This is a genomic window from Pseudokineococcus sp. 1T1Z-3, from assembly GCF_037482365.1.
In the GTDB taxonomy this organism is placed as follows: Bacteria; Actinomycetota; Actinomycetes; order Actinomycetales; family Quadrisphaeraceae; genus Pseudokineococcus.
Map to the genome: position 1 here is coordinate 159,409 of NZ_JBBHZF010000004.1, position 13,682 is coordinate 173,090.

Consider the following 13,682-nt stretch of genomic DNA (forward strand, 5'->3'; position numbering starts at 1 on the left):
CGTGCTGCGGCCGGCCGGTGCCCGAGGGCGAGGTGGTGCGCAGACCTGACCGTGCACGGTCAGATCTGCGCACCGCTGGCGGGTCAGGACCGCCCGAGCCGCCCGGCCGCGAGCCGCACGGCTTCCTCGTAGGCGTCGACGACGAGGGCCTTGGTGGCGGCGGCCCAGTCGTCGGCGGGACGGGACGCGGCGGACCGGACGGCGGCCAGGCCCGCCGCGCCGCCGCCCCGGGCGAGCACGGCGGCCCGCTCGGCCTGCGCGGCCGCGACGACGGCGCGGTTCCACGCCTCCGGCGGGGCGGACGGGTCGACGTAGGTCACGGGCCCGTACCCCGCGAGGGTCTGCCGGGACGTCGGGCCGTCGAGGGCGACGACGGGCAGCCCGCTCGCGGCGGCCTCCAGCAACACCAGGCCGAGCGTGTCGGTCGTCGAGGCGAAGACGAGGACGTCGGCGGCGGCATAGGTGTCGGCCAGCACCTCCCCCCGCAGCAGCCCGGTGAAGACGGCGCGCTGCCCGGTGAGCAGACGCTGCAGGCGCGTGCGGTCGGGGCCCTCGCCCACCATCACGAGGCGCACCGGCGGGTCTGCGCTCGCCAGCGGCACCAGCCGCTCGCACCCCTTCTCGGTGGCGATGCGGCCGACGTGCAGGGCCAGCGGCGGGCCCGTCCGCGCCCCGCCGCGCTCGCCGGTGGGGTCATCGGCCGGGGCGGCGCCCAGCCGCGCCCGCAGCGCCGACCCGTCGCGACCAGGGCGGAAGGCGCGGGTGTCCACCCCCCGCGCCCAGAGGCCGACGTCGTCGATGCCGATCTCTCGCAGGTGCTCCCGCCCGACCACCGACGTCGCGAGCCGGACGTCGGCGGGGCGGTGGGCCGCGCGCATCATCGCGTGGACGGCCCCCTCGAACGCACCGAGGTGGTAGTGACCGGCGTAGGTGGCCACGTCGGTGTGGTAGCTGACGACCAACGGGTGGCGGGGCCCGGCCCACCGCGCCGCGACGATGCCCATGAGCACCGGGTTGACGACGTGGACGACGTCGGGGCGGAACGCCCGCAGCGCTCGGAGGACGACGCCGTCCGGCAGCGCCCACCGGCGCCCGCCGTAGAGGAAGGACAGGCTGAGCCCGCGGGTCCGGGTCTCGAGCACCCCCGGCACGGACGTGCCCCGCGTGGGGGCGACGACGAGGACGTCGTGGCCGCTCGCACGCAGCTCACGGACGGTGCTCTCCAGCCGCGTGACGAGCCCGTCGACCTCGGGGGCCCAGACCTCGGAGACCAGCGCGATCCGCACGCCGCCCATCATGGCGCGCCCATGGGCGAGGACCGGGCCGCGACCTGCCTGCCGCGGGGTCTCGTCATGCCCCGTGCACGATGTAGGGACTCGTCGGACCTGTCACATGGCCAAGTGCCTGATCTGCGGCGTCTCGCGGTCGTGACAGCACCGGAGTCTCGTGGTCTTGTCACGATCCTCAGGGCGACCGGGCGACGCTGTCTCGTCGTCGGTGTCTCTGCTGGTGCCGGACTGACGGTGAGGCGCGCGTCGCGGCTGTGGACGTCGAGCATCGCCACCTTCGCTGCTTCACATGGCGCACGTTGACCGGGACAGGTCTCCGGACAGGGCTACCGGGACCCAGCTTGCGAGGCGACGTCCTGGCGGTGCTGTGACCAGCGCCGTCGCCGGTTGAGGGTCGGTGTGTGGGACGGGCGAGTGCTGCGGGCTCCACGCGCGAGCCCCACGATCGCCGGGTGAGCTCTCAGGAAGCCTTGGCCGCGGTCGGCGCGAGCGTGCTGAGGGCCAGCAGGTCCGACGACTGCCAAGTCCGCGCCGCGGCCGGTCGTCTTCTCGTAGCTGGCATTGGCGATCGCGAGATCGAGCAGGCCCCTCGGCGGCTGGTCGATGACCCCGACGACACGTCGGTCACCCAGGAGGTGGCCGAAGAGCTGGCCTCCACTGGCGGAGAGGCGGGGCTGCGCCTGCTGCTGGGGTGCTTGGCCGAGATGACAAGGACGGGGCGGCCTACTGGATCGTTGGCGCCATCGAGTACGCCTACGGCGTCGAGGGCGGAGCTGGTGAGAAGTTGACGTCGTTGGTTGACGACTCCGACCCCCTCGTCGGCGCAGGAGCGCTCTGGGCGCTCGAGGAGTGGGCGCGCGATGCCGCCATGGCGGCATCCCGTCCTCGACGGTGGTGGCACTTCTGGTGACCGGGGTCGGCTGCCCGGGTAACCAGGAGACATCCCTGGCGTATGAAGCCCTGGGTCAGCGCTCGAAGACCTGCCAGACGCTTCCTTCGGCATTCGACCGGTAGAGCACCTGTCCACGGTCGAGGGCAGCCGCGTCGGGGCTCGTCAGGGCGAAGGAGGCCGACGGGACCTTGGTGACCTTGTTCCTGCGCACGTCGGCGAAGCCGAGCACGCGGAGGTCGCCGACCACCTGAGCGATCGAGTTGGCGTGTAGCAGCGCCTCGCCACCCTCGCACTCCAAGTCTTTGGTCGTGATCGCGACGTGGTGGTAGAGCATCCTCCGTCCCTTCTTTCGGTCATCGGGTGCGCTCCCGCAGCTGGCACTGCACGTGAGGCGGGCCCTGTCTCGTCCATCGGCAGGTCGGCTTGCTGTCACGAGGGCTTGTCAGCGGGGCGCTGGCCGGCCAGCGATCGGCTGTGGGATGAGCAGCTGCGGTCAGCGTGGCCATGAGAGGCGGGCCGCGGCGGCTGCGACGGCCGCTGCGGGGTCGGGGTGGTGCGGTGCTGAGGACGTGATGCGGTCGCCGACGTAGGGGCCACCGGTGATGCGGGCGCCGTACAAGCGGGCGGCGACCGTGGTGGCGGCGTCACCGAGGACGTGGTTGATGCCCGTGCTGGCGGGGCAGCCGAGGCGGGTGTCTTCGCGGACGAGGGCGGCCAGCTCGTTCACCGTGTCGGTGCGGGGATCGCGCAGGCGCACGCCGAGGTCGTCGTAGAGAGCCGAGTGCACCAGCGGGTCTCCGTGGTCGTCGATACCGGCGTCCAAGGTCACGAGGACGTCGCCGACGACGACGGCGCCGCGGGCCATGACGTCGAGGGCATCCACGCCCACCACGGGCACCCCGGGGAGAAGGCCGGCGAGCAGGTCCCCGACGTCGGCGCCGGGGCAGGGGCGGCAGATGGCGACTGCGGCCGCGACGACGGCGTCGTCGTGGTGGCGTCCGGGAACGGCCAGCGCGAGCTCGAGCAGGGCGCGGACGTCACCAAGTGCCGTGGGAGCTGGTCTCGTGGTGGCGCGGGTCAAGGTGGTGTGGGTGAGCTCGGGCGGGTCGTATGTGCCTTGGTAGCTGACGACGGCGGCGTAGTCGCCGGTGGGCACGGGGTGGCCGGTCGCTGCTGCGTAGACGTGGGCGGGGTGCTGCTGCTCGACGAGCGAGACGCGGCAGGTGCGTGGGCTGATCTCGACGGTCAGGACGGTGCGCCACTGGTCCACCGCCTCAGTCTGCGACCCGCAGAGCTCTCCGGGTGGACGTACGCGGCTGACGTCCGTCCCGGATCGCGATGGGCTGTGGGACTGCCGCGGGGGAGCGTTGGCGCGGTGCTCGAGCGGCCGTCGGGTCGCCGGCAGGCGGTCGGCTGCTGGGATGTGGCACGAGGACGCGCTTTTCAGGCGTCCTGAGGAGTGTTCACCGAGGGCGTGGTCGCGTCATGGGTGAGGTGCTGGGTGGCGAGAACAAAGGCGTCTCGTAACTCGGACGGTCGGACGTCGGTCATGGGGCTGCCGAAGGTGACGTAGAGAGCGGCGAGGCCGATCCAGGACCAGGCGCCCATCGACAGCTCGCACCTCGCCGCGTCGAGGCGTCGGACGACGGCGCCGCCGGGGGCGAACTGGGCGACGAGCTCGGCGGGCAGGTCCAGGACGACCGAGCCGGTACAGGGCCAGGGCGCGAGGCTGTCCCCGCGTGCCGGGGTGCGCTGGACCAGCGCCCCGGGTCCGCCCTCGGGTATCGGCCGGTCGGTGAAGGACACCCCGTTGAGCTCGGGGCAGGCGATCCGGTCGAGCCGCAGCACCGCCCACCGCTCGTGGGCGCGCTCATACGCGATGAGGTACCAGCGCGCCGCCCACACCACGAGGTGGTGCGGCTCCAGGACCCGCACAGCGCCACCGTCGTCCTGGGCGCCGTCCACGCTGTCGTCTGGGTCGTCGTAGCGCAGGCGCAGGCCGACCCGCTGGCGGACCGCGGCCCCGACCGCGCCGACCAGGTCGGCCTCCAGGGGCGGGGCGGGGAGCTCCCACTGGTTGGGCAGGGCGGTGACGACGAAGGCGTCGGCGTCCTGGCGCAGCCGGCGGGGCATGACCTGCCGGATCGTCGCCAGCGCCCACCGGGAGGCGTCGTCGATGCCGGCCAGCACGGTGGAGGTGGTCTGCAGGGCTACGACGACGGCGACCACCTGCTCCTCGTCCAGCACCAGCGGTGGGAGCGCGCCTCCCAGGCCGAGGCGGTAGCCGCCGCCGGCGCCCTTGCCGGGCTCGACGGCGTAGCCGAGCTCTCGCAAGGTCTCGACGTCGCGGCGCATCGTCCGCGGGGAGACGCCGAGCCGGCGCGCGAGCTCCTCACCGGCCACGGTCGAGCCGCTGCTCAGCATCGACAGCGGGCTCAGCGCCCGGCCCGACGTCGACGCCACCGCGACTCCCTGACGTAGTGGCCACTCCGTGGCCGGTGAGGTGCCCATGGTGACGCCATGACCACCACCACACCCGACGCCAGCACCACGACCACGCCGGCTCGACCCCTGCGGGTCGTCGTCATCGGGGGAGGGATCGGCGGTCTCGCGCTGGCCGCCGGCCTGGGCCGCACCGGCGTCGGAGTCGTCGTCCACGACCGCGACGTCGACCCCGCCACCACTGGTGGCTACCACATCACCCTCGACAGCCCCGCCCAGCAGGCGCTGCGCGGGCTGCTCACGCCCGCGCTGTACGAACGGCTGCTCGCCTCGGCCTCCGCGGTCCGCCGCCGGCCCCCCGACGTCTGCTTCGACTGGCGCGGGCGGCTGCTCGGCGACCTCGAGGTTAAGGGCCTGGACCCCGACAGCATCGACGTCGACCGCATCACCCTGCGCCTGCTGCTGGCCGAGGCCGCCGGAGACAGCCTCGTCCTGGACAGCACCTGCACCGCCGTCGACCGCGACCCCGCCGGGCAGGTCCGGGCGACCTTCGCCGACGCCAGCACCGCTACCGGCGACCTGCTCGTGGGCGCTGACGGGCCCCACTCCCTCGTCGTGCGCCACCTCGCCGGGCACCCCACCAGCCGCCCGGCCGGCATCATCGGCATCTCCGGGCGTACCGCGGCGGCCGACCTCGACCCCGCAGAGGTCGTGCGCCTGGGGCCCCGCTCCAGCCTGACCGTGGGGACCCGCGGCACCGCCCTGTACACCGGCTACCTCGACCCCGACGGCTTCGCCGCCCTGAATACCCCCGACGTCCGGTCCGCCGTCACCACCGGCCCGACCTACATCTGGGGAGCGATGTTCCCCGAGGTCACCGCACCCGAGGGACTACGCGACCAGCGAGGCGCCCAGCTGCGCGAGACCACCATCGAGGCCCTGCGCGCCGTCGGCTGGGCCGAGAAGCCGCTGCAGGTCATCGCCCGCACCACCCCCGAGACGGTGGCCGCCTACCGGTTCAACGTCGGACCGGAGCATCCCCGAGACATGGCGCCGTGGCCTGCCGGCAACATCACCGCCCTCGGTGACGCCGTCCACGCCACCCCACCGACCGCAGGCAAGGGCGCCGGCACAGCGATCATCGACGCCCACCACCTCGTCACCGAGCTGGCCGCCGCCCGGGCCGGCACCCAGACGCTGAACACCGCGATCAGCAGCTTCGAGACCGACATGCGCCACCGCGGCAGCGCCGTCATCGCCCTGTCGATGACGACCGTCAACCGCATCCTCGCCGGCGCCAGCCCCGCCGCCTCCGCCATCACCCGAGCTTCGATGCCCCTGCTCGCCTGGACCACAGCCCTGAAGACGAAGACCGTCAGTGGCGCGAAGCGCTGACCAGCCGCTCGATCCTGAGCCGACAGGCGACGACCCGGGCGGAACCACCCTCCTTCGCAGCGGCTGAACCAGCCGCACTGCGGGTTCATCCCAGTTGATGCTTTTCATCCGGTGACGTCGTGGGAGGACTGGGCCTGCTGCTGCGGCGGTCGGGCCCCTACCGTGCCGTGATGGTCGACATCCCAGCGCTGACCGCATCCGTCACCGTCCCGACCCCGCCGCACAAGACCTTCTCGAGGTTCACCGACGGCTTCGGCTCCTGGTGGCCGGCCGAGTTCACCTGGTCCCAGCCCGCCCTCCTGGAGTCCATCGGCATGGACTGCCGCCCCGGCGGGCTCCTCACCGAGACCGGCCCGCACGGCTTCCGCATCGACTGGGGCCGCATCCAGCACTGGGACCCGCCGACGTCGCTGTCCTTCACCTGGCAGATCTCCGCCGACCGGATCCCGGTCCCCGACCCCGCCCAGGCCAGCACCGTCACCGTCTCCTTCACCGCCGAGGACGACGGCACGGCCGTCGCAGTCACCCACGACGACTGGGACCGCCACGGCGAGGGCGCCGCTGCCTACAGGGACCAGTTCGCCGGGGCCTGGCCCATGGCCCTCGAACGCTTCCGGCAGCAGCACGACGGGTGACCGGAGCAGACTCGGCCCCCGGAAGCTCTCCCCGTTCTGCGGCGAGGACTTCGCGACGGCGCCGACGCATCCGGCCGTGAGGGGCGCGCGGCGTCCGCAAAGGATCGACAGCGGGACGCCGTCCGGCCGACGATCGTTCGAGACGAAGGATCGTGACCGTCGGCCCAGGCCTCACCGCGTCACCCACGGCGCCAGCTGTTCAGCGGCTCACGAGAGGTCTTGTCCCCTTGGAGACGAGGGCGGCATGCGCGCCACCGAGACTGGACGTGGTCCCGAGTCCCGCGCCGCCCGCTGCCTGGGCTGCGGAGCGCTGCTGCCTCCTCTGCCGGCGCAGGCAGTGGCACCTCACCCGTACACGACCGCCTTCGCGACGTGCTGGTCGGCTTACGGGCAGCTCTTGGCGGCCCAGTACACCGACCCCGCGCGAATGCTGTTCCACCAGCTCCTCGTCGACGCCTACGTGGTCCAGCACCCGGGTGACCCGACCACGGGCGAGCGTGACCGCAGAGTCGTGCAGTCGGTCGGCATCCACCTGATGACGCTGTGCCTGTTCTTCGAGCACGAGGCAGACCCGGCTGAGGGCACCGGCCTGCACCGCAGGATGGTCGCCCGGCCGGCCTTGGCGTCCTGCGTCGGCCCACCTACCGAGGGGACCTGACCTTCCTCGACGTGCCCCGGGCAGGGCCCGTGGACGAGCTCCGCTCGGCGGCGTGGTCGTGGGCCCGGTCCTCGTGTGAGGCCTGGGTGAGCATCATGACGAGGTCCGCCGGTGGCTCGTGACGTCGGGCCTCGCGAGGTCGTGACCACCGGTCGACCGGCCGAGGGCATGTCGCCGCGACGCGACTGCGGCGTCCCAGTCGACGATCGTCTGCGGTCGCCCAGTAGGAGGACCGCTTCAGCAGAACACCTGCACGCCGAGCCGGCGCTGGTCTCTTGATCGCCAGAGGCAGGCGCCGTACGTACGGCCCGCGGCGTCGGCCGCGGTCGCCGCGCTCCCACCAGGCACCTGGAAGGCACCGGACACCGCCGACCACCAGGCGGCCGCCTCGTCCGCACTCCACCACGTGACGGCATCACCGTCAGGACCAAGGCACGCGACGACATCCCCGCGGCGCACCCACCGCGACACCGCGCGGGCGTCGAGCCACCGCGGCCGTCCCCGCTCCCAGCGACGGCCGTCGCCGCTCCACAGCTCGTCACCCCGGACGACGTCACGCAGCTCATCCACCTCCTCATGATGGCCGGAGGACTGCGGTTGACGACCTGTCAGCGAGGCGTCACCAGATGAAGATCGGCTGGTGGTCCTCTTCGGCCCGCGGAGGTGAGCGGGAGCGGTGGGTGGTCGCCGATGAGCGTCAGGCACTCAGCAGGTGGTCGGCGTCGGTGATCCACTGCCGGAGGACGCCAGCGGCTCCGTGGCCCGGGGCGGTCGTGGTGAGGACGCGGAGCAGTGCGTGGGCGATGACCGCGCGCATGGCGGTCAGCTTCTCGTCCTCGCTCCAGAGGGCCTCGGCGTCCTTGTTGGTCGTCATGGTCACGGCGAGGTACTGCGGGACGCCTGCGCCCGCTCAGGCCAGCTGCGGCATCCGGTGCCTGCCCGAGGCGACGCCGCGGGTCCGCAGCCGCATGACGAAGGCGAGCACGCGCGCGACGGCGGTGTAGAGGTCGGCGGGGACCTCCTGGCCAACCGCGCAGGCGTCGTGCAGCGCCCGCGCGAGCGGGACGTCCTCGACCATGGGCACCCGGTGCTCGGTCGCCCTCTCGCGGATCTTCGCGGCGATGACGCCCTTGCCCTTGGCGACCACCCGCGGGGCCCCCTTGCCGGGCTCGTACCGCAGGGCGACGGCGACGTGCGTCGGGTTGAGCAGGACGACGTCGGCGCTCGCGATCTCGGCCATCATCCGGTTGCGGCTCATCGCCATCTGCTTGGAGCGGATGGCGCTCTTGAGCATCGGGTCGCCCTCGGTCTGCTTGTGCTCGTCGCGGACCTCCTTGTGCGTCATCTTGATCCCCTTCATGGTCCGACGCCGGACCACGAGGTAGTCCGCGAGCGCGAGCACGAGACCCGCGACGACGGCGGTCCTGATCAGCGTCGCCGTGCCCCCGCGGACGGCGTCGACCGTCGCGGCCAGCGGCAGCGCGCCCGCGCCCACCAGCACCGGCAGCAGGGCCCGGACGGCGAGCCAGAGCACGACGCCGAGGGCCACCGACTTGAGGAGGATCTTCGTGGCCTCCCACCAGGCCTGCGGGCCGAGGATGCGGGTCAGGCCCTGCTTGGGGTTGAGCTTGGAGAACTGCGGCTTGAAGTTCTTCGTCGCCGGGTGAAGGCCGCCCTGGGCGGCCGCGGCGCCGATGGCGACGACGACGGTGATGGCCGCCAGCGGCGCCATGACGAGCGCGACGGCCCGCAGCCCCTCCGCGAGCGCCGCGACGGCCAGCTGCGGGTCGGGGGTGCGCGCGACGTCCCGGACGTGCTCCAGCGAGGTCTGCGCCGCCGCCCACCCCCGCGTGACGGTGAGCGGGAGGACGACGCCGGCGGCGGCCATGCCGAGCCAGGCGCCGACGTCCGCCGAGCGGGCGACCCGTCCTTCGGCCCGCGCCTCCTTGAGGCGCTTCTCGGTGGGCTTCTCGCTCTTCTCGCCCGAGTCAGACCCGGCCATGCCTCACCTCCTCGACGTCGCAGCCGGCCGGGCGCAGGACGCCCACGTGCCCGCTCATCCGTCGGCGCTCGCGCGGGCCGTGCCGAGGACGGTCTCGGCCATCTGGTCGGCCAGGCTGCGCACCACGTCGGGCAGCAGGCTGGCGCCGAGGCCCACGAGGACGAGCGTCACGAGGATCTTCAGCGGGAAGCCGAGCGCGAAGGCGTTGAGCTGCGGGGCCACCCGCGTGAGCAGCCCCAGGCCGACGTCGGTGAGGAAGAGGACGGCGATGAGCGGCCCGGCGATCTGCAGCGCCGCGAGCATGAGCCCGGCGATGCCCTCGGTGGCCACGCGGGCCACGACGGACAGGTCGATGCTCGTCCCGACCGGTAGCACCTCGTAGGTCCGCAGCAGCCCGCCCAGGACGACGAGGTGGCCCCCCGTCGCGAAGAGCAGCGCCAGGGCGAGCAGCTGGTAGATCCGCCCGAGGACGCTGGAGCCGCTCTGCATGAGCGGGTCGTAGCCCTGCGCCAGCTGGAAGCCGCCGAAGACGTCGAGCAGGTCCCCGGCGCTCTGGACGGCGGCGAAGACGAGGTAGCACAACCACCCCAGGGCCACGCCGACGAGCAGCTCCTGGAGGGCGGCCAGCATGATCGCGCCGGCCGTGAGCCCCCCGGCCCCGAGCCCCCCGCGCACCAGCGGCGTGACGTCGGGCTGCACGACGAGCGCCAGCGCGAGGGCCAGCAGCGCCTTCACCGGTCCGGGGAAGCCGCGGTAGGAGAACGGCGGGGCCAGCAGCAGCCACCCGAGCACGCGCAGGCTCGCCAGCCCGAGGCCGACCGCCTGCTCCACCGGCAGCGAGACCTCCACCGGGTCAGCCGGTCCCGGTGACGAGGCCCGGGATCTGCCCGTAGAGCTCGGTGGTGAAGCTCACCATCTCGATGATCATCCAGCGCCCGCAGACGAGGAGGGCGATGCCGACCGCGATGGCCTTGGGCACGAAGCTCAGCGTCACCTCCTGGATCTGGGTGACCGACTGGAACAGCGAGATGACGAAGCCGACGGCGAGGGCCGTGAGGAGGATCGGGGCGGAGAGCTTGGCGCCGACCGTCATCGCCTGGACGGCGACCTGGAGGACCGCGACGTCGTCCATCAGCCGCCACCGCCCGCGCCGGTGTAGGTGCCGATGACGGCGGTGATGACGAGCCCCCAGCCGTCCACGAGGACGAAGAGCAGGAGCTTGAAGGGCAGCGACACGGTGACCGGCGGCAGCATCATCATGCCCATCGACATCAGCGCCGCCGAGACGACGAGGTCGATGACGAGGAACGGCACGTAGATGACGAAGCCGATGATGAAGGCGGCGCGCAGCTCCGAGAGCACGAAGGCCGGGATGAGCGTGAGCAGCGGTGTGTCGGCGCGGGTCTCGGGGTTGGGCCGGTCCGCGGCCCGGGTCACGAGCGCGAGGTCGTCGGGCCGGACGTGGCCGAGCATGAACTCCTTGAGCGGCGCGACGCCGGCGCTCAGCGCCTGCGTCTGGTCGAGGTCACCGGCCAGGAAGGGCTGGACGCCCAGGTCGTTGACCTGGCTCAGGACCGGCGCCATGACGAAGAGGCTGAGGAAGAGCGCGAGCCCGGCGAGGACCTGGTTCGGCGGTGCGGCCGTGAGCCCCAGGGCGTTGCGCGTGATCGAGAGCACCACGAAGATCTTCGTGAAGCTCGTCATCATGAGCAGCAGCGCCGGGGCCACGGACAGCACCGTGATGCCGAGGAGGATGACCAGGGCGCTGCTCGGCTGGCCGTCGGCGCCCTCGACCTGCACCGAGACGCCGGGGCCAGCGCCCGGGGCGAGCCCCTCGGTGCCGGCCGCCGCCGCGGAGGGCGCCGCGAGGAGCGCGAGCGCCGCGAGCAGCAGCAGGACCAGCACGAGCAGGAGGGCACCTCGCGGGGCGCGCGCGGCGGTCGTGGCCGAGGCCGCCCCGGCGGCCGGGCGCAGGGCGCTCACCGCCGCACCGTCCTGGCCCGCAGGACGTCGACGGCCTGGCTCCACGTCGCCGGGGACAGCGCCGAGCCGGCCAGCGGGGAGGAGCGGCGCTGCGCGGGCACGACCGTCTCCGGCGCGACCGTCTGCGGCGCGGCTGGGCCTGGCCGGGCGGGGCTGGTCGCTCGCCCGCCGGAGGCCGGCGACGTCGCCGCGTCCGCGTCGACCTCGGCGAGGCGCGCCGCCAGCTCACGGGAGAAGCCCTCGCGCGCGGCGGCCTCGACGGGGAGCTCGACGGGCTCGCGCCGGGGCGCACGGGCCGGCCGGCCGGCACCGGTGACGACGTCGGCCGGTGCCGCCAGCAGCTCGTCGACCGGCCGCTCGGCCAGCAGGGTGACGCCCTGGTCGGTGACGCCGACGACGAGGCCCAGCTGGCCGACCTGCACCAGGGCCAAGCTCGCGCGGCCCGAGAGCTGCTGGCGCGAGAGCACCGTGACGGCGCCGACGGCCGCGCGCACGCGCCCTCCGCCGGAGCGGAGCATCCCGCGCCGCACCATCCACACGAGCCCGAGCACGGCTAGCAGCGAGCCGGCGACGCGCAGCAGAAGCCCCACGGTGTCCACGTCGTCCTCCTTCCTGGTCTTGCGTGCAGTGGTAGGTAGCTGGGGGGCTAGGGCGCCTCGCCGTGCGGCGGCCGCCCCGCCGGCGCGCTCAGGTCTGGTCGGCCCCGAGGATCTCGGTGATGCGCAGTCCGAAGTCCTCGTCGACGACGACGACCTCGCCGCGGGCGACGAGCCGGCCGTTGACGAGCAGGTCCGCGGGCGCACCGGCGGCGCGGTCGAGCTCGACGACGCGGCCGGGGGCGAGGGTGAGCAGCTCGCGCACCGTCATGCGGGCGCGGCCGATCTCCACCGAGAGGGTCATCTCGACGTCGCGCAGCAGGCGCATCCCGGCGGCGCCGTCGAGGGGGACCGACGGCAGCACGGGCGCCGGGGAGTCACCGGCCCCCGACAGGGAGAGCCAGGCGCCCGGCTCGCCGGCGGCCAGCAGCGGGACGAGCGGTGCGGCGGCGAGGTCGGCGTCACCGGCGGTGCCGACGCCGACCGGGCCGAGGACGACCGGGCCGAGGCTCGTGGCGGCGGCCTCGAGGGCGGGCCGCAGCGCCTCGCCGAGCCCGTCGGCGCCCAGGCCGGCCGGGTCCGCGGCCAGGGCCGCGCTGGTCGAGGGGTCGAGGACCAGGGACACCACGCCGCTGCGCACGCCCGAGAAGGGGGCAGACACCATGGGCGCCGAGAGCTCGGGCCGGCGGGCAGGAGAGCCGTCCGCGCCGTGGTCGACGACCAGGGCCGCCTGCGCGGGCACGAGGGGGGCGGCGGCGCCGGCCGCCGCGACGACCTCCGCCAGCTCGAAGACGGTGGTGGCGGTGGCGCTCATCGCGGGTCCTCCTCGGTGGACACGACCATGCAGGCGAGACGGGTGGCGGAGGCCGTGGGGACGGCCCGGGCGAGGGCGTGCCCGGCGACGACGACCTCCAGGGGGCGGTGCGTGGGGTGGGCGAGGCGGACGACGTCCCCGACGGCGAGGGCGAGGACCTTCCCGGAGGTCGTCGGCGTGTCCGACAGCCGCAGCCCGACCTCGACGGGGACCTCGGGCATGGCCCCGGCGACCGCGGCCTGGGCGCGCGCCTCGGCGGCGAGCTCCTCGTCGGTGCGGGCGACCGGCGCGGTGCCGGCGGACAGGCGTGCCTGCAGCGGGGCCAGCACGAGGGCGAGGGTGGCCTCCGCCGTCGTCGTGCCGACGGTGACGCCGAGGCGGGCGACGACGACCTGGTCGGAGGACTGCGCCGCCTGCGCGAGCTGGGGGATCTGCTCGGTGCCGGTGCGGTGGGCCTGCAGGCTCGTGATCGTCGCGAAGGCGTACTCCAGCGCGACCGTGCACTTGTCGCCGAGGTCGCGCAGGACGCCGACCTCCAGCTCGGTGAGCTCGCGGGCCTCCTGGACCCCGCCCGGGCCCCCGAGGCCGTGGTCGACGACGGCCAGGACGAGCTCGGCGGGGATGTGGAGCAGACCGGTCGAGCCGATGGCGGTGCCGAGCACGACGAGGGGCGAGGGCACGGGCAGCGTGCTCGTGTGCTCGTCGTAGGTGGACTGCTCGACGGCGCGCAGCTCGACCCCGACGTCGACGCGCAGGCGGGTGACCATCTGGGTGGTCCACTGGCGCGCCAAGGTCTCGAAGGCGAGCTCGAGCAGGCGCAGGTGCTCGCGCGAGATGCGACCGGAGGCCCGGAAGTCCCAGGCCGTCACGGTGCTGCGACGTCGGGCCCGGGCGCTGCCCGAGCGGCTCCTCCCCGCTGGCGCCGGCGGCGCGGGCTGGGCTGTTCGGGTGGTCACGAGCCTGTCATCGGCCGCCC

General features: G+C 73.9%; 18 protein-coding genes. 5 read left to right on the forward strand and 13 right to left on the reverse strand.

The window, feature by feature from the left end:
* Positions 1-83: 83 nt before the first annotated feature.
* Positions 84-1,286, reverse strand: coding sequence for a glycosyltransferase (locus tag WDV86_RS02670; protein WP_339566042.1), 1,203 nt, complete (start codon positions 1,284-1,286; stop codon positions 84-86).
* Positions 1,287-1,780: 494 nt separating this feature from the next.
* Between WDV86_RS02670 and WDV86_RS16190 the strand changes: the two genes are divergently transcribed.
* A complete protein-coding gene (locus WDV86_RS16190) occupies positions 1,781-2,077 on the forward strand; it encodes a HEAT repeat domain-containing protein (protein ID WP_445262915.1) in 297 nt (98 codons plus the stop codon).
* The gene (locus tag WDV86_RS02675) at positions 1,981-2,199 is read left to right on the forward strand and encodes a hypothetical protein (RefSeq protein ID WP_339566043.1); all 219 of its coding nucleotides are present in this window, start codon (positions 1,981-1,983) and stop codon (positions 2,197-2,199) included. Before WDV86_RS16190 ends, WDV86_RS02675 begins: the two co-directional genes overlap by 97 nt.
* Before the next feature lie 55 nt (positions 2,200-2,254).
* Here WDV86_RS02675 and WDV86_RS02680 read toward each other — a convergent pair whose 3' ends face one another.
* From WDV86_RS02680 to WDV86_RS02690, 3 genes are all read right to left on the reverse strand, one after another.
* Positions 2,255-2,515, reverse strand: a complete 261-nt coding sequence (locus WDV86_RS02680; RefSeq protein WP_339566044.1) for a hypothetical protein — start codon at positions 2,513-2,515, stop codon at positions 2,255-2,257.
* A gap of 159 nt (positions 2,516-2,674) precedes the next feature.
* Positions 2,675-3,451: a hypothetical protein gene (locus tag WDV86_RS02685; protein ID WP_339566045.1), complete on the reverse strand. Its 777-nt coding sequence runs from the start codon at positions 3,449-3,451 to the stop codon at positions 2,675-2,677.
* Between the two features lie 173 nt (positions 3,452-3,624).
* Positions 3,625-4,644 carry a helix-turn-helix transcriptional regulator gene (locus WDV86_RS02690; RefSeq protein WP_339566046.1) on the reverse strand — a complete coding sequence of 340 codons (1,020 nt, stop codon included), beginning with the start codon at positions 4,642-4,644 and terminating at the stop codon, positions 3,625-3,627.
* Positions 4,645-4,701: 57 nt separating this feature from the next.
* On the opposite strand from WDV86_RS02690, the gene WDV86_RS02695 reads away from it, so the two are divergent.
* The 3 genes from WDV86_RS02695 (at position 4,702) to WDV86_RS02705 (ending at position 7,311) form a co-directional block, all read left to right on the forward strand.
* Positions 4,702-6,018, forward strand: a complete 1,317-nt coding sequence (locus tag WDV86_RS02695; protein ID WP_339566047.1) for an FAD-dependent oxidoreductase — start codon at positions 4,702-4,704, stop codon at positions 6,016-6,018.
* Positions 6,019-6,188: 170 nt separating this feature from the next.
* Positions 6,189-6,653, forward strand: coding sequence for an SRPBCC domain-containing protein (locus tag WDV86_RS02700; protein ID WP_339566048.1), 465 nt, complete (start codon positions 6,189-6,191; stop codon positions 6,651-6,653).
* Positions 6,654-6,897: 244 nt separating this feature from the next.
* Positions 6,898-7,311, forward strand: coding sequence for a DUF5946 family protein (locus WDV86_RS02705; RefSeq protein WP_339566049.1), 414 nt, complete (start codon positions 6,898-6,900; stop codon positions 7,309-7,311).
* A gap of 237 nt (positions 7,312-7,548) precedes the next feature.
* Here WDV86_RS02705 and WDV86_RS02710 read toward each other — a convergent pair whose 3' ends face one another.
* The 9 genes from WDV86_RS02710 to WDV86_RS02750 all read right to left on the reverse strand — a co-directional run bounded on the left by WDV86_RS02710 (position 7,549) and on the right by WDV86_RS02750 (position 13,662).
* Positions 7,549-7,881 carry a hypothetical protein gene (locus WDV86_RS02710; protein WP_339566050.1) on the reverse strand — a complete coding sequence of 111 codons (333 nt, stop codon included), beginning with the start codon at positions 7,879-7,881 and terminating at the stop codon, positions 7,549-7,551.
* Positions 7,882-8,008: 127 nt separating this feature from the next.
* Positions 8,009-8,191: a hypothetical protein gene (locus WDV86_RS02715; protein ID WP_339566051.1), complete on the reverse strand. Its 183-nt coding sequence runs from the start codon at positions 8,189-8,191 to the stop codon at positions 8,009-8,011.
* A 30-nt stretch (positions 8,192-8,221) separates the two neighbouring features.
* Positions 8,222-9,313, reverse strand: coding sequence for an EscU/YscU/HrcU family type III secretion system export apparatus switch protein (locus WDV86_RS02720; RefSeq protein WP_339566052.1), 1,092 nt, complete (start codon positions 9,311-9,313; stop codon positions 8,222-8,224).
* A gap of 54 nt (positions 9,314-9,367) precedes the next feature.
* On the reverse strand, positions 9,368-10,162 hold the full coding sequence (locus tag WDV86_RS02725; protein WP_339566053.1) for a flagellar biosynthetic protein FliR: 795 nt from the start codon (positions 10,160-10,162) through the stop codon (positions 9,368-9,370).
* A 4-nt stretch (positions 10,163-10,166) separates the two neighbouring features.
* On the reverse strand, positions 10,167-10,445 hold the full coding sequence (locus WDV86_RS02730) for a flagellar biosynthetic protein FliQ (RefSeq protein ID WP_339566054.1): 279 nt from the start codon (positions 10,443-10,445) through the stop codon (positions 10,167-10,169).
* On the reverse strand, positions 10,445-11,296 hold the full coding sequence (fliP, locus tag WDV86_RS02735; protein WP_339566055.1) for a flagellar type III secretion system pore protein FliP: 852 nt from the start codon (positions 11,294-11,296) through the stop codon (positions 10,445-10,447). Before fliP ends, WDV86_RS02730 begins: the two co-directional genes overlap by 1 nt.
* Positions 11,293-11,895 carry a FliO/MopB family protein gene (locus WDV86_RS02740; RefSeq protein ID WP_339566056.1) on the reverse strand — a complete coding sequence of 201 codons (603 nt, stop codon included), beginning with the start codon at positions 11,893-11,895 and terminating at the stop codon, positions 11,293-11,295. The genes fliP and WDV86_RS02740 overlap by 4 nt, the downstream gene beginning before the upstream one ends.
* Before the next feature lie 88 nt (positions 11,896-11,983).
* Entirely contained in the window at positions 11,984-12,706 is a 723-nt protein-coding gene (fliN, locus tag WDV86_RS02745; RefSeq protein ID WP_339566057.1) for a flagellar motor switch protein FliN, read from the reverse strand.
* The gene (locus WDV86_RS02750) at positions 12,703-13,662 is read right to left on the reverse strand and encodes a flagellar motor switch protein FliM (protein ID WP_339566058.1); all 960 of its coding nucleotides are present in this window, start codon (positions 13,660-13,662) and stop codon (positions 12,703-12,705) included. The genes fliN and WDV86_RS02750 overlap by 4 nt, the downstream gene beginning before the upstream one ends.
* Between the last annotated feature and the right edge of the window lie 20 nt (positions 13,663-13,682).

Bases quoted from the DNA above. Each gene is read 5' to 3' on its own strand.
- WDV86_RS02680 (WP_339566044.1), bottom strand. From the start codon at position 2,515: ATGCTCTACCACCACGTCGCGATCACGACCAAAGACTTGGAGTGCGAG.
- WDV86_RS02695 (WP_339566047.1), top strand. From the start codon at position 4,702: ATGACCACCACCACACCCGACGCCAGCACCACGACCACGCCGGCTCGA.
- WDV86_RS02700 (WP_339566048.1), top strand. From the start codon at position 6,189: ATGGTCGACATCCCAGCGCTGACCGCATCCGTCACCGTCCCGACCCCG.
- WDV86_RS02705 (WP_339566049.1), top strand. From the start codon at position 6,898: ATGCGCGCCACCGAGACTGGACGTGGTCCCGAGTCCCGCGCCGCCCGC.
- WDV86_RS02720 (WP_339566052.1), bottom strand. From the start codon at position 9,313: ATGGCCGGGTCTGACTCGGGCGAGAAGAGCGAGAAGCCCACCGAGAAG.
- WDV86_RS02730 (WP_339566054.1), bottom strand. From the start codon at position 10,445: ATGGACGACGTCGCGGTCCTCCAGGTCGCCGTCCAGGCGATGACGGTC.
- fliN (WP_339566057.1), bottom strand. From the start codon at position 12,706: ATGAGCGCCACCGCCACCACCGTCTTCGAGCTGGCGGAGGTCGTCGCG.